Annotated in this window: 17 protein-coding genes; 14 read left to right on the top strand and 3 right to left on the bottom strand. The window is 38.6% G+C overall.

Features of this window, described 5'->3' with window-relative positions; translation table 11 throughout:
* Nucleotides 1-78: 78 nt before the first annotated feature.
* From ACDZ29_RS25055 to ACDZ29_RS25025, 7 genes are all read left to right on the top strand, one after another.
* Complete coding sequence (locus ACDZ29_RS25055; RefSeq protein ID WP_375089028.1) at nt 79-1170, top strand: histidine kinase N-terminal domain-containing protein; 1092 nt, start codon at nt 79-81, stop codon at nt 1168-1170.
* Nucleotides 1171-2016: 846 nt separating this feature from the next.
* Nucleotides 2017-3435, top strand: coding sequence for an amino acid permease (locus ACDZ29_RS25050; protein WP_375089027.1), 1419 nt, complete (start codon nt 2017-2019; stop codon nt 3433-3435).
* 257 nt (nt 3436-3692) lie between these two features.
* Entirely contained in the window at nt 3693-4451 is a 759-nt protein-coding gene (locus ACDZ29_RS25045; RefSeq protein WP_289325256.1) for a hypothetical protein, read from the top strand.
* Between the two features lie 286 nt (nt 4452-4737).
* Nucleotides 4738-5733 carry a cation diffusion facilitator family transporter gene (locus ACDZ29_RS25040; protein WP_375089026.1) on the top strand — a complete coding sequence of 332 codons (996 nt, stop codon included), beginning with the start codon at nt 4738-4740 and terminating at the stop codon, nt 5731-5733.
* Between the two features lie 290 nt (nt 5734-6023).
* Nucleotides 6024-6767, top strand: coding sequence for a Cof-type HAD-IIB family hydrolase (locus ACDZ29_RS25035; protein WP_289325254.1), 744 nt, complete (start codon nt 6024-6026; stop codon nt 6765-6767).
* A 169-nt stretch (nt 6768-6936) separates the two neighbouring features.
* Nucleotides 6937-7935, top strand: a complete 999-nt coding sequence (locus ACDZ29_RS25030; RefSeq protein ID WP_289316224.1) for a nitronate monooxygenase family protein — start codon at nt 6937-6939, stop codon at nt 7933-7935.
* Nucleotides 7936-8355: 420 nt separating this feature from the next.
* On the top strand, nt 8356-10752 hold the full coding sequence (locus ACDZ29_RS25025) for a YhgE/Pip family protein (protein WP_375089025.1): 2397 nt from the start codon (nt 8356-8358) through the stop codon (nt 10750-10752).
* A 547-nt stretch (nt 10753-11299) separates the two neighbouring features.
* Here ACDZ29_RS25025 and ACDZ29_RS25020 read toward each other — a convergent pair.
* From ACDZ29_RS25020 to ACDZ29_RS25010, 3 genes are all read right to left on the bottom strand, one after another.
* Nucleotides 11300-11899, bottom strand: a complete 600-nt coding sequence (locus ACDZ29_RS25020) for an exonuclease domain-containing protein (RefSeq protein ID WP_375089024.1) — start codon at nt 11897-11899, stop codon at nt 11300-11302.
* A 188-nt stretch (nt 11900-12087) separates the two neighbouring features.
* A complete protein-coding gene (locus tag ACDZ29_RS25015) occupies nt 12088-12969 on the bottom strand; it encodes a tetratricopeptide repeat protein (protein ID WP_375089023.1) in 882 nt (293 codons plus the stop codon).
* A 273-nt stretch (nt 12970-13242) separates the two neighbouring features.
* A complete protein-coding gene (locus ACDZ29_RS25010) occupies nt 13243-13869 on the bottom strand; it encodes a CAP domain-containing protein (protein WP_289325249.1) in 627 nt (208 codons plus the stop codon).
* Nucleotides 13870-14401: 532 nt separating this feature from the next.
* Here ACDZ29_RS25010 and ACDZ29_RS25005 point away from each other — a divergent pair.
* From ACDZ29_RS25005 to ACDZ29_RS24975, 7 genes are all read left to right on the top strand, one after another.
* Entirely contained in the window at nt 14402-14974 is a 573-nt protein-coding gene (locus ACDZ29_RS25005) for a GNAT family N-acetyltransferase (protein ID WP_289325248.1), read from the top strand.
* Between the two features lie 180 nt (nt 14975-15154).
* Nucleotides 15155-15589, top strand: a complete 435-nt coding sequence (locus ACDZ29_RS25000; RefSeq protein ID WP_289325247.1) for a DMT family transporter — start codon at nt 15155-15157, stop codon at nt 15587-15589.
* Nucleotides 15590-16311: 722 nt separating this feature from the next.
* Nucleotides 16312-17946 carry a peptide ABC transporter substrate-binding protein gene (locus ACDZ29_RS24995; protein WP_375089022.1) on the top strand — a complete coding sequence of 545 codons (1635 nt, stop codon included), beginning with the start codon at nt 16312-16314 and terminating at the stop codon, nt 17944-17946.
* A 133-nt stretch (nt 17947-18079) separates the two neighbouring features.
* Nucleotides 18080-19009: an ABC transporter permease gene (locus tag ACDZ29_RS24990; RefSeq protein WP_141994689.1), complete on the top strand. Its 930-nt coding sequence runs from the start codon at nt 18080-18082 to the stop codon at nt 19007-19009.
* Nucleotides 19009-19938: an ABC transporter permease gene (locus tag ACDZ29_RS24985; protein ID WP_375089021.1), complete on the top strand. Its 930-nt coding sequence runs from the start codon at nt 19009-19011 to the stop codon at nt 19936-19938. Before ACDZ29_RS24990 ends, ACDZ29_RS24985 begins: the two co-directional genes overlap by 1 nt.
* Nucleotides 19939-19987: 49 nt before the next feature.
* On the top strand, nt 19988-21001 hold the full coding sequence (locus ACDZ29_RS24980) for an ABC transporter ATP-binding protein (protein WP_289325244.1): 1014 nt from the start codon (nt 19988-19990) through the stop codon (nt 20999-21001).
* Nucleotides 21002-21014: 13 nt separating this feature from the next.
* Nucleotides 21015-22007 (top strand): ABC transporter ATP-binding protein, encoded by a 993-nt coding sequence (locus ACDZ29_RS24975; protein WP_375089020.1) that lies wholly within the window; start codon nt 21015-21017, stop codon nt 22005-22007.
* Nucleotides 22008-22031 lie beyond the last annotated feature (24 nt).

Below are 22031 nucleotides of genomic sequence, written 5' to 3'. Positions count from 1 at the left end.
AGTATCTAAAATTCCGCAAGGGGATGTGTGGTCAATAGTATGGAGTTGTCATCTGAACATAAGGAGTATAAAAATGTTTTGATTCGATATCTGGAAGAAAATGAATCTTTGTTTTTAAATGAATGGAACGAGACCATTAAGATTAATGAAATAGACCCCTACAAAGAAAAAGTTAAAGAAAATGGATATGGGATGTACTCACTGGTCATCCAAACGTTCAAGGAGGCATTGTCGGAAGACGTGCTGATAAGGTTGGCTTACCAGGTTGCAAAAGAACGTCTTGAAGCAAATATTAACATCGGGGATTTTCTATATAATATCAATTTAGGGAGAAATATCATAATCAGAAATGTTTTTGGGACGAATATCCCCATTTATTATATGCAGAAATTCATTAATGACATTAACTTGCACTTTGATTCGTTCAGCTATCATGCAGTAACGAGATATACGAATCTAACAAATGAAGTGATTGAGGAAAAAAAGTCTTATATAAGTGAAAACCACAAAGATAAATTAGCGGTACTGGGACAGATATCTTCAAGCTTTGTACATGAGTTCCGAAACCCGCTTACAGCTATCATGGGGTTCAATAAATTATTGAAGCGGGAGAATCCAGGGTTGAAATATTTGGATATCATTGATTATGAATTAAATCAGTTGAATTTCAGGATAACCCAATTCCTCCATACCTCCAAATCTGATTTTAATGAGGAACAAAGAGAGGAAATTTCCGTATTAAAGTTAATTGAAGAAATACAAGAATTGACTTATGCGAATATTGTGGATGCCAGCGTTAATGTGGAAATAGATATTTATCCAAACTTAGTCATGACAGCGAGCAAGGATGGGTTAAAACAAGTGTTCTTGAATCTTTTCATTAATTCCATTGATGCTTTAAAGGATAGGGAACACCCTAGAATTTTGAGGATAAACTCTTTAATTGAGGCGAATGAAAGAATAATTCGAATTTCTAATAATGGACCGGCCATTGCCAGTGAATTGATCGAATCTATTTTTGAGCCCTTTGTCACAACAAAAGAGTTAGGAACGGGAATTGGATTATACGTATGTAAAAAGATCATTGAAAGTAATGATGGATATATGAATTGTGACTCTAATGAAAATTTGACCACATTCAGCATCCATTTCCCAATTGTTCAGTACTAAATTTTTATAATGATTTGATACATAACCTACAGGACTTTACATACAGCTTTATTCATACATATCCTTATTTTCCGAAGCATGTAGTAGGTCTTGGATTAGTAGCGGAAGCATATCCCGGACGAAGAATCAGTCTTAGTGGAAATAAATCCATTTGGAAGATGTCAAAATTCATAATTTGGATTTTGGCATCTTATTTTTATTGCCCCCCTTAGTCATTTTTTCACATTTTATGAAAAATATCCTATAATCCACCTTGAAATTTTTCAGTCGATAATTTTTGTCGATAATTTAAAAGATATCAATTAAATTGTCATTTTTTAATTCGAATGTGAATCAAAAGGAGGGAATAATTAATTTATGAATCATATATTGAATTTTTGATTCATTATTGAATCAAATTAAATTCACAAAAGCGTTAAATCCTATTGAACTAACCATCCTTTTTTTGGCATGGATATTGCTTTTATAAATATGTATAAATTTATTTGGAGAGAGGGTGCTTTTAGAAAGATATGGCAGGGGTGTGAAATTATATATTTTATACATAACAATAAGTAAAAAGAGCAAAATCCATCAAGGATCATTATACTTTTCGCGTGTTTCGTTTAGGGGCTGTAGATAGAAAAAGAGGAAGTTTAAATGGGAAAAGCGGATAAGGTAAATAGTATAAGCGTTACAGCATACATATAACTTTTTTCTTAACGACCAAATTTGGCCTCATAAAAGCATTGGTGAAACAGGGGGATAGACTGCAAACATTGTTTTTGAATGAAAGATTTCTACTAGGGTACCCATGAGCAGTAGTTTTCTGCTTGCAAAACGTTAAATTGACAGTTTTAGAGGATGGTGACAATAGTGGCTTTTCAAACAAATGAACTGAAACATGGTCTCAAGACCAGGCATGTCACAATGATTTCTATTGGCGGGGTCATTGGGGCAGGACTATTTATCGGAAGCGGAACAATAATAGGTTCAGCAGGACCTGGTGCTATTATATCGTATATAATCGCAGGATTGATGATCGTGCTCATCATGCGCATGCTGGGTGAAATGGCTGTGGTGAACCCTGATAGCGGATCCTTTTCAACATATGCACATCAGGCAATGGGCCCTTGGGCCGGATATACGATTGGCTGGTTGTACTGGTTCAACTGGGTTATCATTATTGCTATAGAAACAACTTTATTGGGTACTATGGTTCATGATTGGTTTCCTGCCATACCCATGTGGGCTGCTAGTCTTTCTTTCCCTATTTTAATGATGGTTACGAATATATATTCAGTCAAAGCTTATGGTGAATTTGAATACTGGTTAGCTTTCATGAAAGTGACAGCCATTGTCATCTTCCTATTCCTGGGTGCAGCGATGATTTTTGGATTTGTTCCTGGATTTGATTCACCAGGACTTGCCAACATTACCGGAAATGGAGGGTTTTTTCCAAATGGTTTTCTTCCGGTCCTCCTTAGTGTGATATTCATTACCTTCTCTTTATCGGGTAGTGAGGTTGCTGCCATTGCTGCAGGAGAGTCTGAAAACCCTGAAAAAAATATTATTAAAGCCATAAACGCTGTTGTATGGCGTCTCCTTCTTTTCTTTGTCGGCTCAGTGGCTATTTTAGTTATCGTAATCCCACAGGGGGCTGAAGATTTACTGAAAACCCCCTATGCCAGCGTTTTTGATATGGCAGGCCTCCCGGCAGCGGGTCAAGTTATGAATATTGTAATCTTCATATCATTGCTTTCTGTTTTGAATTCAGGGCTATATACAAGCTCACGTATGTTATACTCGTTAGCAAAAAAAGGTGATGCACCGAAAATCCTATCCCGTGTGAATAAGAGGGGAATCCCGATTTGGGCGTTAATGGCATGTGTTTTCTTTGCTTATGTGTGTACGACATTTAAATTTGTTTCCCCTGATAAATTGTTTGCTTTTCTCGCAAATAGCTCGGGAGGAGTCACTATGATCATGTATATATTTATCGCTTTTTCTCATCTGTATTTGAGGAAAAAGACGGAAAAAGAAAATCCCGGAACACTTAAAGTGAAAATGTGGCTATTCCCTTACTTAACCTACGCGACTATTGCAGTATTATTTATTATATTTGTTGCTCAAGCATTTATTGATTCCATGCGGTTGCAATTCTTTCTTACAAGCCTTCTCACGATTCTTGTTATAGGGTCATACTTTCTGTTTTATCATAAGAAAAATGTAATGACTCCTGTACAAGACGGTAAACTAAAAAAAATTCAAGTTAAAGAAGGGTAAAGGATGTAGTCGTTTTTGTCCAAGGAGAAAAGATTGACTATTCTAATAAAAGTGCTGCTCTTAGTGAGCAGCCTTTTTTCTAGTTTAAAAAAGATGGCATTCATAGTATGGGGGAATTGAAAGATGTTCGGAACTCTGAATGCCATACTTCTGGACGATTTTTAGAGGGGACATTCGATTATGATAAACTCATTCATTTGCAACTTTGAAATCCTTTGCTAGAATATAATCTATAGAAAAGATTAGGAGTGGTGACTGTGGCTGAAACTCCAGCTGAAGATTTGATTCATTATATCGCACCAAGAGGAGAGTATATCCCTTTTTTAGATGATACGGACTATATCGCTAAAGGAATGGAGTGGAAATTATTCACTGCCCGTTCGGTTAAAAGAGAACTATTATATAAAAGCGGCAGTTTTCAAGGGAAAGTCAAATTGGCAGGTTATGAACAATATGGAAACGGTCTTGACACGGTGGTCGTTGAATTTGAGAATGGAAAGCTTAGTTGCATTAACCCTTCCTATTTAAAGGAAATGCAAAGCTCCAGTTTCGGAAAAGAGTTGTTGAGCGGACCGGTTTCCGAAACATCCGCAGTTCCAAGTGAAGAGGAACAGGTGATGGAAGCCCCAATTACGGAAACATCGGATCAGCTAAGTGAAGAACCAAAAAAAGCAAAAACCAAAAGTAAAAAGGCGACAGCAAAACCTAAGTTGGATTTACCTGGGGAAAAAGTGCATTTCACCGCAACTGTCAAGGAGTTCACGGCGAAAATGAACCATTTCACTGGTGAAGAAGATGAAGTCATACTCTTGGAGAATGTCAAGGTGACAACGGAACCTGAACTGACAATCGGTGATGCTTGGTGTGGATATAGCAAGACATTAAAAAAAGCTGAGCTCGAAGAAGGGGACGAAATCGAATTTGATGGAAAAGTGGTCGATAAAAAATACAATAAAGAAATACGATATAAAGTAAATAATCCATCTAAGTTAGTGAAAAAGGGGATGGAAGCTTAAAAAGGGAGTAAGCTACTGCTTACTCCCTTTTTTTGTAAGGATCTCAAATCGCATTAATCAGTTCCGAATAAAAAGAATGAGTTTTTTGAGACCTTATTAGAATTTATGCGTCCAACACTGGAATATATCGTGTGTGGGAGATACAACATATAAAAAACATAGTAATGCCAGTTATTCTGAATTCGTTTAGTTTGGAGTTTTTCCCTTTTGTGGTTTCATATATTCCAGTGTTGGGGATAATACACTAAGATAATGGATTTATTTAAAGATAAGGGGGGGCATTTATATGAAAGAATTATTCCGTTTATTAAAACAAGGTAATAAATCGGCGTTCATTGCTGCATGTGTGAATAGTATCATCGCTGTGCTAAAGGGAATTGCTTATTTCATGACAGGAAATGTCGCTATGTTCGCTGAAACCTTACATACTTTGGGAGATGCTGCGAATCAGTTTTTTGTCTTCATCGGTTCTGCACTTAGTAAAAAGTCACCAACTGATCGATTCCCTGATGGCTTTGGGCGTTTGGTTAACCTCGTTTTATTAGGGGCGGTTTTGGTTGTCGGGATCATGTCTTATGAAACCATTAAAGAAGGGTTTCATCACATATTGCACCCAGTAGAATCAACTGGAATCATTATTAACTTGTCCGTTCTTTCGTTAGCTGTTGTGTTGGAATCATATGTTTTATTTAAAGCGATGAAAGAAGTGGTGCATGAGACTGGAATCGAAGCTAAAGGTACAGCCGTCATTTTTAAGAGTTTTGCTGGTTTAAAAAGAGCAAAACCAGCGACGAAATTAGTATTCATGGAAGATATGGTAGCAACTGGAGGTGGAGTGCTTGCGATAATTGCCATCTTATTAGCAAACTTCACGCCCTTCATTCAAGCGGAAGGTGTTGCTTCTGTCATGATTGGTCTCGGTATGTTCTATGTGGTTGGAAGGGTTTTCCTTGATAATGCTGCAGGCGCTCTTGGGGAAGCGGATATAGAAATGCGTCAAAAGATTGGTTCTATGGTCATGGGTGACCCAGATGTAAGGGATATACAGAAACTGGCCGTAATAAAAGAAGGGGAGGACTTTCATGTTGAACTTGAAGTGGAACTTGATCCCCATATTTCAATCGCCCAGGCTGATGACATCAAAGATCGCCTGTTTAATGAGATATTCAAGGAAAGAGGAGTCACGGATGTCATCATAGAATTTGATGAAAATGACGGTGTTCCAAAATGGGAAGGTCAGATTAAAAAAGAATTGAATGAAATGGAAAAAGGTGGGGAGTAGAGAATGTTTAGAGTTCTAGAATACTAAGTGTTCGGATAAGGATATATTTATATTTAATCGAATCCGGATTGATGCTCAAGGTCACAAAAATTTTTGTGACCTTGTTTCACGACATTCATTTCCTTATACTAATTCATAAAAACATCAATACCTATTTTACAATTGGAAATGGAAAAATCACAACCTCCATGGTAATGCTTGTTCAATACTTCACGTTCTTTCCTTGTGCATGCAAAATAAGCTATCATGGACATAGTTACATAAGAAGGATTAAGGAAGGGTGAATAAGAATGAAGAAACCTGATATTAAATTAGTTGCACTTGACATGGATGGCACGCTTCTAAATATTGCAGGAGAAATATCCGAAGAAAATAGGAGAGCGATTAAAGAAGCCGAAAATCAAGGGGTTTTTGTTGTATTGAGCACGGGAAGATCCTATGCTACATGCAGTGATTTTGCAAAGTCAATGGAACTCCAATCATACCTCATTACGGTAAACGGAAGCGAAATTTACGATAATCAAGGAAAACTGGTGGAAAGGAATATCGTCGATAGTGAGTCCATACAGTGGATGTGGGAATTAAGCCAAAAACATGGTACGCATTTTTGGGCAATTAGTTGCGATAATATTTACAGAGCTGAAATGCCTGAAAAAATCCATGATTCGCAGTGGCTTAAATTCGGTTTTGATACAAATGATGAAGGCATCCGCAAAATCATCATGGATGAACTGTTATCAAAAGGAACTTTTGAAATAAGCAATTCAAGCCCAACGAATATTGAAGTGAATGCCATGGGAGTCAATAAAGCGAAAGCGATAAAGCTTGTATGTTCATTCCTCGATATTACTATGGATAATGTTATGGCGGTAGGAGACAGCCTTAATGACCTTGCCATGATTTCTGAAGCAAAAGTGGGAGTGGCAATGGGAAATGCCCAAGAAATTGTGAAAGAAAAAGCAGATTGGATGACAGCAACAAACGAAGAAGACGGTGTGGCTAAAGCCATTCGTAAATGGGTGCTTTCAAATTGAATCGATACTGTATATGGGCCCTTTTCCATATACAGTTTTTTATGAAATGGCTTGCATGATGATGAAGTTCAGCTCCTGAATTAATTTCTTGAAAATTGTGTATTTTAGAAGTATGATAATCTTGTAGTGTTATATTTTGGTAATATATTAAAAATGGGAGGTTTCATAGATGAGAAGAAGTTTGCCTGAACATTGGTGGAATCAATTATCTTTACCAGTTATCTCAGCACCTATGTTTTTAATATCCGGTCCTGAGTTAGTGAAAGAATGCTGTTTGAATGGGGTGATTGGCTCTTTTCCAGCGCCGAACGCGCGGCCAATAGAGGTACTGGATCAATGGATGGGTGACATAAACGACACATTGAATGCAGCAGGGGAGAAAGAACCAGGCTCAAAGATTGCTCCATGGGCAATGAATATGGTTGTTCACCGTACTTATAGCCGTCTTGATGAAGAGTTGGAACTGGTCAAAAAACATCAGCCTCCCATTGTCATTACATCATTAGGTTCACCAAAACATGTGGTGGATGTGGTACATAGCTATGGCGGTTTGGTCTTTTCGGATGTCAGCTCTGTGGAATTTGCAAAAAAAGCTGCCGAGTCAGGTGTGGATGGATTGATCTTAGTTGCTGCGGGAGCCGGCGGTCATGCGGGTGAGATAAATAGTTTTGCTTTCGTTGACAGCGTAAGGACATTCTGGGACGGAATCATTTTGCTTGCAGGATCAATTAGTACTGGTCACAGTATTTTGGCAGCTCAGGCTGCAGGAGCAGATCTGGCTTATATGGGAACACGTTTTATCGTGGCAAAAGAGAGCAGGGCAAATGATGAATATCGTGAAATGCTTGTCGATTCTGATCATGATGACATCATCTTGACTGATGCATTTTCAGGCGTTAATTGCAATATGCTGAAACCGAGCATCAGAAAGCAAGGCATGGATCCAGAACAATTAGCAAAAAAAGAAAAAGTCGACTTTGACAGCATGTCCAAATCATCTGACTCTAAAGCGTGGCGCGATATTTGGTCAGCAGGTCATGGTGTAGGGGCGATTAAAAAAATAGATACCGCTGCCGGCATCATTAAACAATTAGAAAAAGAGTATCAGGAATCCTTAGAGAAATTGACTGGGCAGGCGGAAAAATTAAAAGGCATCATATCAAAATGATATGAAAGCGCTTCATTTAATTATGCGAATATAGCTTATTTTCACACAAAAAAGGTGTCCATAATGGATGCCCTTTTTTGTGTGAAATATCAGGGCTAATTTTTCAGCTGATGATAAAAGAATTATTCAGCCATAAATGCAATGTGTATAGGATATATAAAGAAAAATAGTGAATTTAGGATGTAAGACAGTGAAAAAATATTGATAAAAAGATGGATAAATGTTATATTATTTTCGTGATAATGACCGAATGAACGATATAGTCATTAGTCATTTTTTGTTTTGAACGTAATATATAGATAAAGGATGATAAATATATATTGCAGAAGCAATTGACTTAATTATGTATTCTTCAATCCGTTTTTCACTGAAATAGATTAAATAAACGGCATATTCGTCGTAAAGGAGGACTTGGTAGGCGTGTTAAAATCTTTAAAGGGTGAATTTTTAGCCATTATAAAACATCCTATGATACTCATTTCCATAATCGGGATCATAATGATTCCCTTGTTATACAGCGGCACTTTCCTTTGGGCATTTTGGGATCCATACGGTAAGGTGGACCAATTGCCAGTTGCCATTGTCAATATGGATGAAGGTGCCGAGTTCAATGAATCGGAACTTACAATAGGAAAAGACTTAGTCAAGGAGTTAAAGGAGAAAAAGGATTTCGATTGGCATTTCGTCAGTCAAAAGGAAGCCAATGAAGGTCTGAAAAATCAAGATTATTACATGAAAATTGAAATCCCGAAAAACTTTTCGAAAAATGCAACGACCTTACAGGAGGACAATCCGGAAAAACTGGATTTAATTTACACGTCCAATGAAGGGTTCAACTATATATCTACTAAAATAGGTGACGCAGCTTCGGAGAGAATCAAAGGTGAAGTTTCGTCAGCCGTTACGAAAACCTATGCGGAGTCAATGTTCGACAATTTGAACGAAGTGGCTGACGGACTCAAAAGTGCCAGTGATGGAGCTGGAGAATTGAAAGACGGAACAGATACAGTGAAGAACGGATCAAGTGAACTTGGTGATGGGATTAACTCTGCTAAAGAAGGTTCTAAAAAAGTGGATGAAGGAATTGATTCCGTTCATTCAGGTTCTGTAGAAATCCATGAAAACCTTGAAAAACTAGCCGAAAAATCATTGACCTTTTCAAATGGGGTAGGTTCCGCAGCTGCAGGATCAAAAGAGCTTAATCAAGGGTTACAACAGTTTAGCTCTGGTGTTGGACAAATGAAAGATGGGCAATCCGAGCTTTTGCAAGGAGCCAAGAAATCTGAAGCGGGTACCGGTGAATTGGCATCTGGACTGCAGCAGTCATTAGAGGGCTTCAATCAAATAGAAGAAAAGCTGCCCGCTTTGACAGAGGGGGCAAATGGCGTGGCCGCTGGTGCTGATCAGCTGTCAGGTTCATTGTCTGAATGGAGTGCAGCATCGAGCGAAGCGAAAGCGGGGGCTTCTGAAGTTTCAGCAGGTTTGGAAGAAGTTATTTCCGGATTGAAACAACAATCCGAAGCTACTGATGATCCTGGCGAGAAAGCGCGTTTGGATGGAGTGATTGCTTCTCTAACCCGCATAAGCGAAGGCAGTAAAGGAGTTTCTGAAGGAGTAGGGAAACTATCAGCCAGTGCATCCGAAATTGCTAAGGGCTCAAACAGTCTTAGTGATGGCGCAAATCAGTTAGGTGAAGGCTCAAGTGCGCTAAGCGGTGGTTTTACTCAATTGAAGCAAGCTCAGGATAAACTTGCCAATGGAGCGAATGAACTGAAAAATGGTCAAGGTCAATTGGTTTCTGGATTGACGACGTTTGGCGATAGTATAGATTCAGCACAGAGTGGGCTTGGTCAGTTAACCGAAGGCAGCAACAACTTGGTAAGCGGACTTGATCAACTTGAAGATGGTTCCAAGCAATTATCAAGTGGAACCTCACAGCTTTCGGAAGGTTCTAAAGGTCTAGTTACAGGAACGGATAAGTTGAAAGAAGGTTCATCCAGCCTTACTAGTGGTATGGGAGAACTGGCCAATGGAGCTATCAAGTTACAAGATGGAATTGCCAAACTTTCAGATGGATCTGAAGAATTACATGACGAATTGAAGGATGGGGCAAACGAAGCTGGTAACATAAAATCAAATGAAGAAGTATATGACATGTTCGCAAGTCCAGTTAAAGTGGATAAATTGCCAATAAATAATGTACCGAACTATGGCACTAGTTTTGCACCATATTTAATTTCATTGAGTTTATTTATCGGGGCTATCGTTCTGACGATCATATTCCCGTTAAGAGAACCTGCTGTTAAGCCTGCAAGTGGATTTAGCTGGTTTATTAGTAAATACAGCGTCATGGCCCTCATAGGAATCTTTCAAGCCGTATTGGTGGACTCGATTTTAATTTTAGGACTTGGAATTGATGTTACGAGCCTGCCGCTGTTTTTTGCAGTAAGCATTCTTGCTAGCTGCACATTCATGGCTATCATCCAGTTCCTGGGTTCAGCCTTTGATAATCCTGGCCGGTTCATAGCATTATTAATTTTGATTCTTCAACTGACCAGCAGTGGCGGAACATTCCCGAATGAATTGGTTCCTGGCTTCCTGCAAGGGTTCACACCATTCTTACCGATGACTTATTCGATTAATGCTTTCCGAGCAGTCATCTCAACAGGAGATAATAGCTTCATGTGGCATAATCTTAGCATATTGGCCATATTCCTTGTAGTGGCATTATTATTATCACTCACGTACTTTATTTTCCGGTACAAAAAATTGAACAGTGCATTAGATGAAAAACAGGAAGAGGCAACCGTACAATGATCAAAAAAAACAGCGACCCGTCATGGGTCGCTGTTTTAGACTGTAGACAAACTCGATGAAAATCGAGTTTGTCTACAGTTTTTTTATGGGTGTACAATTTAGACGTTGATTTCCGCTCCAGGCACTCGCTTTCCGCGGGCGGTCCGGGAGTCTCCTCGGCGCCTTTGCGCCTGCGGGGTCTCCCCTGGACGCGCTTTTCCCGCAGGAGTCTCGCACCTTCCGCTCCAATCAACTTTGTTTTAACTTTTAGATAGAACCCTTTTGCCTAAAGTCTTTATTGTTTTAAAATAGAATTATAAAAATTGAGGTGATGAGGATGCTTTCTAAACATATTTCAAAAGGGGGTTCGGAATTTTTTAATTCCGAACCCCCTTTGTCTACAAACTGAAACAGCGACCCGTCATGGGTCGCTGTTTTTTATTAATAACCTGAATATATGTGCCAGGCGCTTCCTATTCACAAGGAAAAGGGAAAGATGTCAAAAAACGATTATAATGACAAAACTATGGCGCAACCTGTACACGGTGTAAAATTATTTAAACAGCTGCTATACCCTTGTCTTTTGAGTGGCAGGTGCATATTTCTTCATCGGATTTTTAGCAATGACATCTTTTAAATAAGGGTGACCAGAAGGGCCAGGTTTTCTCAGAAGTTCCATTAGGTAAGAAATATCGTCCAGAGCTCTGTGTGTTTGGAAATTGGTGATATTATGTGCCTGCAGTAATGTTAAGAGTTTACTATTCTCGAACCCGTATTGCTTCCAAGGTACATTCCGCATCGTACAGAACCACTTTTGATCATTGATTTCCGGATACATTTGGTAGAGAAAACTTCTATCGAAAGAAGCATTATGTGCGAAAATCGAATCAGTACGGGCTATTAAGGATTTAATTTTTTCATCGTGAAAACTTTTTCCTTCAACGGAGCTGTATGGAATTCCATGAATCCTGTATGCTTGATCATAATTACTTCTTGCTTGATAGGAGAGAGGCTCCCTTAAAAATGATTCTTGATCAATAAGATTAATAATTTCCCCTGTTTCACTGCTGTATGTAAAGAGTATAAGGGCAAGTTCGATAATTTCATCGGAAGAGGGACGTAAACCAGTTGTTTCCACGTCTAGTACTAAACCTAATCTATTAGACAATTTTTTTTCCTCCAGTAGAATTTCATTAATCTATTATAGCTGACATAGGTTAGCAATTGAAAGTGTAATGTAAGGGCGAGATTGAACAATCCTGGATTAAAGCGATTTCTGATCAGACGATGCTATAAAAAAAAGATAGAGAAGTGCTTTTATCAATGCAATCTCTATCTTTTTTTATCAAATTAAGTTCAGATGAATTGTAAAATGCTCTCCAATTCATCTTCGACAATTTGTACGAATTCTTCGTTTCTTTGAAGACTGAAAATGTTCTTGGCTTGATTTATATATTGCAGTCCTTCGTCAGGTTGTTGGAGATTAAACAGATTTTTACCAGTTAAAAGGTGAAGTTCTGCATATAAATATAATGATTCTATCGAATTACAAATGTTGATCCCTTTAAGGGTATAATTTAATGATTCCTGATAGTAATGAAGTTCAGTCAATGTTTGTGCTAATCCATGAATGATCTTCACGATAATTGTACCTTCTTGATTCACATGGGGAATATTCTCGATAAATTCCAATGCTTCATTAAAGATGGTGATGGCCTCTTCATAATTCTTCGTTTTAAAATGGATGATTCCGATACTATTTAGTACTGCTATCTCCTGTTGATGTAGAATGACACGTTTACCCATTGTAATCCGAATGGCCTCATTCAATAATTCTATAGCCTTTTGTTTGTCATTGTACAAATAAAAAAAAGCTATACCTTCATGCCATTTCAAGAATTGATAAAATGATATCGATTTTTCCGGTGCCGTTGCCATTTCTTTTTGGACGATTTCATAGATTGCTTCATAATTACGTGTGCGTCTATATTTGTTTATCAAAAGTTTAATGGTTTCTATGTAATTATAAATTGGTTCATTTTTGGTAGTGAAGAAGTAGGGCAGGTCAACTTTAAGTTTATCCGCAAAAAGTGCCAATTCATCAATTGTTGGAGAAGTGATGCTTCTTTCATAATCTAACAGGATATTAGGTTCACATATATCCTTAGCCAGTTCTTCTCTTGTAAGGTTTTGTTTTATTCGTAATTCGTGGATAACAGAGCCAACCTCTATTTTCATTGCAAATGCCCCTTTATACCTATGTCTAGATTTCTATTTTAACATAATTTATTTTTATCAGGAAGATAATTGAAAGATAGTATGATATAACTACTTTAACTGTTTTCCATTTGTATCCCTCCAACAAAAAAATAAATGACGAACGTTTTATTATTGAAGTTATCATACTGTAGGTGAACAGGTTCAGAATAAATGGATGAGGGGGGAAGCCGTAGATTAGGAAGGGAGGGTAATGATAAAAAAAGAGGCGGAAATCTTCCGCCTCAAAAGATTTCAATTTCCAATGAATTGCTGGGTCCAATAGTGGGTGTACTTCCCTCCTGTCACATGTCCAATTCCAATATGGGTATAGTTCTTGTTCAGAATATTGGCCTTGTGTCCGGGGCTGTTCATCCATGATTTCATGACAGCATCCGCACTGGGCTGACCTGCTGCGATATTTTCTCCTGCGTACCTGTAGCTGATCCCAAAGGATTTCATCATATCGAAAGGCGATCCGTAGGTTGGACTTGCATGATTGAAATAATTACTATCACGCATATCTTCAGATTTCAGATTTGCAACCTTGGAAATGGCTGTATCCATTTCAAGTGAAGGGAGGCCGGATTTTGAACGTTCTTCGTTCACTAAATTAAGAACCTGCTGTTCAACTGACTGACTATTTTCTTGATCAGCTATGTGTGTGGATGTAGGCAGATTTATGATTTGTCCAATTTGTATTTGATTTGAATCTTTTATAGCGGGGTTCGTTTTAAGTAATTCGGAAATGCTGACATCGTATTCAGAAGCAATTTTCGTTAAGGTATCTCCTTTTGCTACCTCGTAAGTATCGGCTCCCAGGGCAACTGTTGGAGATAAAAGGGATAGTGACAGTGCTGATAAAAGGATTATTTTCTTCATTTTGTTTCCTCCTAGTATAATATCTGGATTGGAAGTATAGTATCCTATAAAAATTATTTTGTGTAAAATTTGGTCAATCTCATTCTTTATTGGACTGGGAAAAAGGTATCGGATGAGAACTTGAATGATAAGGGTCCAAATAACCTGGAAGTGTCAATGGTAAACCAAAATCATAGGACTTTTTGATAGATTGGAAGAATTTTCTCGTGTAGATAAAGAATCATTTTACGTTTGGCAAGCTATGTTTGTCAGGGTAAATAATAAGGACATCAAAACGAAAGTAGCTGTATAGAACAAGTGAAATAATTAAATGGTCCTAAGAACAACCTAATTGTTATTTCTTATTAGGTTAAGGCGGGAACAGGATGGTTTACGTCATTCTTACACAAACACAGGGATTTGATGTCAAAGGACATACGGAATGGCATTGTTCCCTAAAAATACGAATTTAAAAGAATTGTCCATTAAGACAGGTATCACTTCTTCATGAATAGAATTTAATAGACAGCTGAATATACGGGGGGATTCTTCGATGTGGTTTAAGGAATTGGAAACAGAAAGGCTGTGTTTAATCGAAATAGGTCACCATCATGCCGAGAGTCTGTTTGAAATTCTCTCTAAAGATGAAGTGACCAAGTATGATGGGATAGAAAGTTTAACTCTAGTTGAAGATGCCCGCCGCTTAATTGACTCGTTTAAAAGTGCTTATATAAACAAACGTGGGATGCGGTGGGGGGTTATTTTGAAAGATTCAGGCAAATTCATCGGTACCGTTGGCCTGAATCAAATGAGCCTTGCCAATAAACGTGCCGAAATAGGATATGAAATCCATCCGGATTATTGGAGGCAACATTTCACATCCGAAGCTGTTAATGAAGTATTACGCTATTGCTTCGAAGAATTAAGACTATACAGAATTGCCGCTTTAACTTTCAAGGATAATATTGCATCTAGAAACCTATTGAAGAAATTTGGATTTAAAGAGGAAGGCAGCCTCCGAAGTTATCTATTTCTTCGTGAACAATCGCATGATGCCCTGGTATTTTCCTTGTTAAGTACAGAGTATTGCCAGTTACGGCAACAAAGGAATTCAGTGATCAAATAGATTTTAGTTTAGTATAGAACATTGCAGCTGGCCCAAAGTGCCAGTTTTTTTATTTGTAGATTATCTCTCCCTTACAGATGATTTTATATCACTAAAGGACAATATACATATTTTTCATGTTAAAATGGAATGCGGATTCATTAATCAGTCCGGGTGGACATAAAAAGGAGCAAAATCATCGTGAAGATATTATTTCCGTTGCTTGCGGTCCTAGGTGGCATTACCATTGCCATACAAGGGCAAATCAATGGTGGATTAGGGAAAAAGGTGGGGGTCATTGAAGCTTCTTTCATTTCGTTTGGAATCGGGACACTCGCTTTATTATTTATTGTTTTGTTTGCTGGAAACGGAAATATTTCTGCAATTTCGACTGTACCTAAATGGCAATTGATAGGCGGACTTCTAGGGGCCATTTATGTCATTGTTATTATATTGGTTGTCCCGCAGATTGGAGTGGCCCCTGCATTGGTTGGGGTTATCGCAGGTCAGATACTGATTGGGGCTGTCATTGACCATTTCGGTTTATTTGGAGGGGTACGCATCCCTTTGGATGCGAAAAAGGTGGCAGGCATATGCTTACTTTTCGTGTCATTATATTTATTTAATCATAAATGAGTTAGAGTTAGGTTCTTTTTTCGTGGTGGCTGAAGCGTGAATATAGATGAGAAACTGATATAATATTTCTATTCCCCTATAGTTATTCCCCATTATTTGGGATTTAAAAAATTAAAACCCAGTATTTTTTTCAGGTAATGTATTATTCTACTAAAATGTATCATTTGTTTTAAAATGGTTTGCTAGGAAAGTGGGCTTAGCAACCTAACTGACTTAAATTATTAGAATATTTAGAAAAAAATAACAATGGTAAGACAAGCGAACATATATGAATACTGGTATTAAACAATGTGGAAAAAAGATAGATGCCGAAAGTCATTTTACAATAATTAGGTTGCTCGATTCTATTTACCTATTATCTAGATCGAATTGATTAGCAATTAATTACTATCTTGTGAAAAAGTACTCATCAGTTTATTGATTTTTTGATTTATTCGTAATATACTTAAAATTCAACATCTTTAATTCGAGGTATAGTACCCTGGCGAGGTTGGAAAGAGGGTGATTTTTAACTAGTAAACTGCATTAATTGGTTTATTTAGGTAGAAACACAGATTTATGCAAACGGTTCGCTAGTTTTTTGGTGGATTCCTGCAATGAATGCTTCTCACTTTCCTCGTTGACATTCGGAATGTACTATACGAACAATTAATAGGTGGTAGAAGGATAATCTCATAAATGGGAGTATTCGAAAAAAGATTAAAGATGAGGGGGAATATTTTTTGAAAAAGTCTAAATTTTCAGTGCTTGCTCTTCTTATGGCCATCATGCTTATTCTTGCGGCATGTAACGGCGGTTCGAAGGAAACTTCGAATGAAAAAGAAGGCGGCTCGGGTGACTCAGCCAAATCAAAAGTATTAAACGTAAACAACTCAAGTGAACCTGGTTCGCTTCACCCTGCCAATGCTCAAGGTACTCATGAATCATGGATCCTTGAACATACGTTTGAGGGATTGACTAAGAAAACAGAAGAAGGCAAAATCGTGCCTGGTTCTGCAGAATCGTGGGAAATCAGTGAAGATGGATTAACATGGACATTCAAATTGAAAGATGGTTTGAAATGGTCAAATGGAGACCCGCTTACAGCTAATGATTTCGAATATGCTTGGAAATATGCTTTGAAACCGGAAACAGCTGCTGATTATGCTTACCAACTTTATTATCTTAAAGGTGGGGAAGCTTACAACAGTAAAAAAGGAAAGGAAGAGGACGTAGGAGTTAAAGCGACTGACGACCATACATTAGAGGTTACTTTGGAGCAGCCTACACCATATTTCCTTGACTTGACTTCCTTCTATACTTTCTATCCAATCAATAAAAAGGTACAGGAAGAAAATCCAAAATGGGCTTTGGATGCAAAAACACACGTATCGAACGGTCCATTCAAATTAACCGAGTGGAAACATAAAGAAAGCCTGAAAATCGAAAAGAATGAAAATTACTACGATAAAGACAAAATTAAATTGGATGCAGTTAACTTTGCTCTGATTGAAGATGAAAATACAGCATGGCAAATGTATCAGAGTGGCGAATTGGATATCGCTTATCCGCTGCCAGTGGATGTACAAGGACAATTGGTTAATTCTGGCGACAAAGAATTCAAAAACGGCGCAGAACTTGCTGTTTACTATTACAACTTTAATACGGAAGTAAAGCCTTTCAATAATGCAAAAGTAAGGAAAGCGCTTTCAATGGCTATCGAACGTAAAAAAATTACTGAAAATGTTGCTCAAGGTGGTCAAAAACCTGCCTTTGGAGTAATCCCTCCGGGCATTCCTGATGCAACTGGAGATTTCCAGGAAAATACAGGTAACCTATTTGAGGAAAACGTTGCTGAAGCCAAGAAATTGTTAAAAGAAGGTCTTGCTGAAGAAGGCATGAAAGAATTGCCTGATTTTTCAATTTTGTATAATACTTTAGATACTCATAAGAAAATTGCTGAAGCCGTTCAAGGAATGTGGCGCGATAACCTGGGTGTTGAAGTGACACTTGAAAATGCAGAATTCCAAGTTAAGCTTGATCGTGAAAAAGCTGGAGACTTTGAAATTTCCCGTGCAGGATGGGTTGGTGACTATGTTGACCCAATGACTTTCATGCTTTGGGAAACGGACGGTGCCTATAATGATGCAAATTGGTCGAACAAAGAATATGATGGTTTATTAAAAGAGGCAAAATCTACAATGGATCCAAAAGAACGCATGGCTGCTTTACATAAAGCAGAGGAAGTTCTGATCGAAGAAATGCCGATCCTTCCGGTTTACTTCTATACAAAACCATATATGGTTAAATCGAATGTTACTGGAGTTTTTGCTCCGATTAATGCTTATCCGAACTTTATTTACGCGGATAAAAAATAATAGAAGGATAAAAGTGAAATGGGAGGTATGTCCGATTTAGGACATACCCCATTTTTCAATTGCGAATTTGAATATTTCATGAATTCATTTCCGTTTTCAACTCCTTAGAAAATCGATGATTGGGGTGATTACCATGTTGAGATATACATTAAATCGTTTTAAATGGGCGATTATTACTTTATGGGCAGTTATTACATTAACGTTCATCATAATGCATACGATTCCGGGAAATCCATTTGCTAAAGAAGGAGCTATGCCTCCTGCTGTTTATGAAAACCTTCAAGTCCACTATGGATTGGACAAGCCGTTGTTGACCCAATATGGGAATTATTTATTGGAAGTCGTTCAATTTGATTTTGGTCCTTCATTAAAATCCTCTTCCATTTCCGTGAATGATTACATTTTGAAGGGTTTTCCAGTGTCCTTACACTTAGGGGCACAAGCATTGGTGATTGCCATCTTCTTTGGGCTCATTTTGGGTGTCGTGGCATCACTGAAAAGAAATAAATGGCCCGACTATTTATCAATGGTCATTGCCATCGTAGGGATCTCTGTCCCGAACTTTATCTTGGCGACTATTTTAATCAATTATTTTGCAATAAAATGGAATATATTCCCTGTTGCTACATGGGCGACATGGCAGCATACCATTTTACCATCCATTGCCCTGTCAATGATGCCTCTTGCTTTCATCGCGAGATTGATGCGGACAAGCATGCTTGAAGTAATGGGACAGGATTACATTTTGACAGCAAAGGCCAAAGGATTGAAACGGAGCGGTGTCATTATCAAACATGCCATTCGGAATGCGTTATTGCCGATTATCACGATTCTGGGTATCCTGACTGCTAATATCGTGACAGGAAGCTTCATCATTGAACGTATTTTTGGAATACCGGGCATGGGAGATATGTTCGTAAAGGGAATATCCAACCGAGACTACCCGGTCATTCTTGGTTCCACAATTGTGTATAGTGCGGTGCTTATCCTATTGATATTCATCGTTGATATAGCCTATACGTTAATTGATCCGAGAATTAAAGTGACGGGGGAGAAGAAATAATGGCAGATAAAGTGCATTTAACCGAAGATATGTTCCAACCCGCTGAAGGAAACTTTAAGGAAGCAGAAAGAATTGCCAGACCAACAGTTTCATATTGGTCTGACGTCTGGCGTCGCTTTAAAGAAAATAAACTGGCGATGACTGGATTTGTTCTTATTATACTCTTGGTCTTGCTGGCGATTTTTGGGCCATATATTAACGGATATACTTATTATGGACAAGATTTCGAGAAAAAGAATCTTAGCCCCAATGCCGAGCACTGGTTTGGAACGGATTCAGCAGGTAGGGATCTATTCACGCGAGCTTGGTATGGTGCAAGGATATCCTTGTTCATTGGATTAATGGCTGCGCTGATTGACTTTTTGATTGGTGTCCTTTATGGCGGGATTTCAGCCATTCGTGGTGGACGCACGGATAATATCATGATGCGGTTTGCTGAAGTGATTTATGCGATTCCATACCTATTGATGGTTATCTTAATGATGGTCGTATTAAAACCTGGTATTTTGCCGATCATCATTGCGATGTCAATTACAGGCTGGATTCCAATGGCGCGATTGGTAAGGGGACAGGTGTTACAACTAAAAGAGAATGAATATATCCATGCAGCAACCATCTCTGGAGCCAATACGAGCTGGACTTTAAGAAAACACATGATTCCGAATACAATGGGACCGATCCTTGTCAATTTAACGTTGACTGTACCCACTGCTATTTTTGCCGAAGCTACTCTAAGCTTTTTGGGATTGGGAGTGCCAGCACCTCAGGCAAGTTGGGGAACATTGACAAGTGATGCCCTTGGAAGCATTTTGGTAGGGAATTTCTATCAACTTTTAATCCCGGCAATATTGATTTCCTTAACCATGTTCGCGTTCAATGTGGCTGGTGACGGACTGCAGGATGCCCTAGATCCAAAACTACGGAAATAAATGAGTCCTAACATAAAGATTTGATATTACTAGAATAGGAGGGACGATGATGGAGAACCTATTGGAAGTCAACGATTTACACATCACCTTCCATACTTATGCAGGAAAAGTGCAAGCAGTACGCGGCGTGAACTTTGAAGTGAAAAAAGGGGAAGCCGTTGCTATTGTTGGAGAGTCCGGATGCGGCAAAAGTGTTACTGCGAAATCCATCATGAGATTACTGGAAACACCTCCAGCAGAGTATGGAAAAGGGTCAATAAACTTTGGCGGCAAAGACCTTATTAAAATGAGTGAAAAGGAAATGCAGAAGATTCGCGGAAATGAAATCAGCATGATTTTCCAGGATCCAATGACTTCTCTCAATCCAACGACAAAAATCGGCAGCCAAATCATGGAAGGCATTTTAAAGCATAATAAAAATATGTCCCGAAAAGATGCATACGAACGGGCGTTGGAAACGCTTAAACTGGTAGGTATTCCTCAGCCTGAAAAAAGGATGCAGCAATATCCACATGAGTTTTCAGGTGGTATGCGCCAAAGGGCGATGATAGCAATGGCTCTAGCTTGTGAACCGAAATTATTAATCGCCGATGAACCTACAACGGCATTGGATGTAACGATACAAGCGCAAATTTTGGAACTGATGAAAGATATCCAACGCAGAATGGATACTTCCATCATTTTAATCACTCATGATTTAGGTGTGGTTGCGGAAACTTGCGAACGGGTAGTCGTCATGTATGCAGGTAAGGTTGTGGAGACTGGTACAGTAGAAGCTATATTTTCAAATCCACAGCATCCATATACAAGAGGCTTGCTTAAAACGGTGCCAAGGCTGGATATGGAAAAAACGGCACCGTTGGTTCCCATTATCGGATCACCGCCCGATTTGTTGGATCCGCCAAAAGGATGCCCTTTTTATCCAAGATGTGAATCCGCAATGAAAGTGTGCAAAGACCATGATCCGGAACTTGAAGTAGTCGAAGTGGGACAGACAGCCGCATGCTGGCTACACCACCCAATGGCAAAAGCAACACAGGTACAAGCACCGACTAATGTATAAAGGAGGAGAACCAATGGTTTCACTAAAAAATAAGTCAGTAAATGAAAAGACAGTCAACGAAAATTCTCCTCTTGTTGAAATTAAGAATTTGAAGAAATATTTTCCTGTTGGTTCTCAGTCGCTGAAAGCGGTAGATGGTTTGGATCTCAAAATCTACCCAGGGGAAACGGTGGGTCTTGTTGGGGAAAGCGGTTGTGGTAAATCGACTGCCGGTCGTACAATTACCCGACTTTATGAACCGACAGACGGAGAAGTTCTGTTTCAGGGGAAAAATATCTTCGATTACAAGCCGGGGGAAATGTCACATATCCGCCGTGAAATACAGATGATTTTCCAAGATCCCTACGCTTCCTTGAACCCAAGGATGAAGGTGGAGGAATTGATTGGGGAACCACTTGCCATTCATGGGATATCAAAAGGTAAAGAGAGAAAAAAACGAGTGGAAGAACTGTTGAAGCTGGTTGGTTTAAGTCCGGAACATATCACTCGTTTTCCGCATGAATTCAGCGGTGGACAACGCCAGCGTATTGGAATTGCAAGGGCGTTGGCTTTAAATCCTAAATTCATCGTATGTGATGAACCGATTTCTGCCTTGGATGTTTCGATACAAGCTCAAGTAGTTAACTTATTAAAAGAGCTACAAAAAGAAATGGGATTGACTTATTTATTCATCGCGCATGATTTATCGATGGTCAAGTATATTTCAGATCGCATTTTAGTCATGTACCTTGGAAGAATGATGGAACTTTCGGATAGTGATTCTTTAACGAAAGATCCGCTGCATCCTTACACGCAAGCTTTGCTTTCTGCAGTGCCGATTCCAGACCCCACTATTAAACGGGAAAGAATCGTACTTAAAGGCGATGTACCAAGTCCGATCAATCCGCCAAGTGGCTGTGTATTCCGCACTCGCTGCCCAAAAGCGATGGAGATATGCTCCAGTGCTGCACCTGAATGGAAAGAACAAAAACCGGGGCATTTCGTTGCTTGTCATTTATATTGGTAAATAAAAAAACCAGTTGCATTTGCG

The organism is Peribacillus sp. RS7 (assembly GCF_041956845.1).
Classification (GTDB): domain Bacteria; phylum Bacillota; class Bacilli; order Bacillales; family DSM-1321; genus Peribacillus.
This window is presented reverse-complemented; position numbering and strand designations above follow the sequence as displayed.

Bases quoted from the DNA above. Each gene is read 5' to 3' on its own strand.
- ACDZ29_RS25040 (WP_375089026.1), top strand. From the start codon at position 4,738: ATGAAAGAATTATTCCGTTTATTAAAACAAGGTAATAAATCGGCGTTC.
- ACDZ29_RS25035 (WP_289325254.1), top strand. From the start codon at position 6,024: ATGAAGAAACCTGATATTAAATTAGTTGCACTTGACATGGATGGCACG.
- ACDZ29_RS25030 (WP_289316224.1), top strand. From the start codon at position 6,937: ATGAGAAGAAGTTTGCCTGAACATTGGTGGAATCAATTATCTTTACCA.
- ACDZ29_RS25015 (WP_375089023.1), bottom strand. From the start codon at position 12,969: ATGAAAATAGAGGTTGGCTCTGTTATCCACGAATTACGAATAAAACAA.
- ACDZ29_RS25010 (WP_289325249.1), bottom strand. From the start codon at position 13,869: ATGAAGAAAATAATCCTTTTATCAGCACTGTCACTATCCCTTTTATCT.
- ACDZ29_RS25005 (WP_289325248.1), top strand. From the start codon at position 14,402: ATGTGGTTTAAGGAATTGGAAACAGAAAGGCTGTGTTTAATCGAAATA.
- ACDZ29_RS24990 (WP_141994689.1), top strand. From the start codon at position 18,080: ATGTTGAGATATACATTAAATCGTTTTAAATGGGCGATTATTACTTTA.
- ACDZ29_RS24985 (WP_375089021.1), top strand. From the start codon at position 19,009: ATGGCAGATAAAGTGCATTTAACCGAAGATATGTTCCAACCCGCTGAA.
- ACDZ29_RS24980 (WP_289325244.1), top strand. From the start codon at position 19,988: ATGGAGAACCTATTGGAAGTCAACGATTTACACATCACCTTCCATACT.
- ACDZ29_RS24975 (WP_375089020.1), top strand. From the start codon at position 21,015: ATGGTTTCACTAAAAAATAAGTCAGTAAATGAAAAGACAGTCAACGAA.